The organism is Kitasatospora sp. NPDC056273 (assembly GCF_042268845.1).
Taxonomy (GTDB): Bacteria; Actinomycetota; Actinomycetes; order Streptomycetales; family Streptomycetaceae; genus Kitasatospora.
The window spans coordinates 1-1,718 of sequence record NZ_JBHJSJ010000130.1; the positions used below are offsets into that span (position 1 = coordinate 1).

At 69.2% G+C, this 1,718-nt stretch carries 1 protein-coding gene; it reads left to right on the forward strand.

Annotated features, from left to right (window positions below):
* The first annotated feature begins 131 nt into the window (after nt 1-131).
* On the forward strand, nt 132-1,670 hold the full coding sequence (locus ACFCY1_RS41505) for an ISL3 family transposase (RefSeq protein ID WP_375877822.1): 1,539 nt from the start codon (nt 132-134) through the stop codon (nt 1,668-1,670).
* Nucleotides 1,671-1,718: the final 48 nt, after the last annotated feature.

A 1,718-nucleotide genomic window follows, 5' to 3' on the forward strand; every position in this document is an offset into this window, starting at 1 on the left:
GGCTCTGCGTCACTTTGAGTGAAAATGGCTGCGGTTGGCGGCTCCGTGGGTAGCCCCACCTGGTGAGTGAGCGCGTATCTGGCCTGATCAGCGTGTTGTTGCCGCACTTGGAACCAGTGACCGTCGACTCGGTGGGCAATTTGGGTCGAGGGGTTCGGATACGCGCGGAGAGCCGGTCCGCAGAAGCGAGGTGCCGAGCCTGCGGTACTCCCTCGCGTCGGCGTCACAGCTCCTACCTGCGCCGGCTGGCGGACCGGTCGGTGGCCGGGCAATCGGTGCAGGTGGATCTGCTGGTCCAGCGGTTCTTCTGCGACAACGCGGCCTGTCGGCTGCGGACCTTCGCAGAGCAGGTCGACGGCCTCACCGTCCGCTACGGCCGCCGGACCGTGCAGCTCGGCGACCTCCTGAGTCAGACCGGGCTCGTCCTGGGCGGCCGGGCCGGAGCCCGGTTCACCGTCCATCTGGCGGCTGCAGTCAGCCCGAGCACGCTACTGCGACTGGTACGCCGGCTCCCGCTCCCGAAGATCGGCACCGTGAAGGTCCTGGGTGTTGACGAATTCGCACTCCGTCGCGGTCACGTCTACGGGACCATCCTGGTCGACATGGAGACCCACCGGCCCGTCGACGTGCTGCCGGACCGCAACTCCGCCACCTTCGCCGCCTGGCTGTGTGCCCACCCCGGGGTCGAGACCGTGTGCAGGGATAGAGCCAGCGCCTACTCACTCGGCGCGCAGAGCGCGATCCCCGGAGTCCAGGAGGTCGCTGATCGCTGGCACATCCTCGACAACCTGGTCAGCGCGCTGGAGCGCGCTATCCGCCGCCACCGCTCCTGCCTGGCAGAACCCGAGCCGGAACCGTCCCCGCCCGCACAGACACAGACCACGCCCGTCCCCGAGCCCGCGAACCCTGCGGCATCGGAGTCCCCGAAGGCACTGCGGGTTCGGCAGTGGCACGCCGAGATCCGCGCCCTCGCAGCCCGCGGCGTGCGCTACCAGGACATCGCGAAGTCGACCGGCCGCGACCCGGCCACCGTCAAGCGCTACGCAGAGGCCGCCACCTGGGAGGAGCTGATCGGCCCGCCCAGGGCCGGACGTCGGTCGATCCTGGTCGGCCACCGCGACTACCTGGTCCAGCGCTGGCGCGAGGGCTGCAACGACGCTGCCGTCCTGGCCGAGGAACTCCGCCGCCGCGGGTTCAGCGGAGACCGTCGCACCGTCCGCCGCTTCCTCAACACGCTGACCGACGCGGTCCGGCAGCTGCCCCTGCCGAAGGCCGCGCCCGGGATCCGCGAGGTCGCCCGCTGGATCATCGGCCTGCCCGAGAACGTCAGCGAGTTCTGCCAGCAGCAACTCAAGGCCATCTGCCACCGCTGCCCCCACATCGACCAACTCCGCTACCTCGCCCGCGTCTTCGCCGGAATGCTCCGTAACCGCAGCGGCAGCAGACTCGACCAGTGGATCGACCAGGCCAAGGCCAGCGGCATCCCCGAACTGCAGACCTTCGCAGGCGGTCTGCTCAAGGACCGCGACGCCGTCCTGGCCGGACTCACCCTCGAGTGGAGTTCCGGCGCAGTCGAGGGCGCCGTCACGCGAATCAAGCTGATCAAGCGCGCCGGATACGGCCGGGCTGGCTTCGGCCTACTCCGTCGCCGGATTCTGCTCTCGCCATGATCAATCACTCAAAGTGACGCAGAGCCACGGATCAGTGTCCGTGGACAC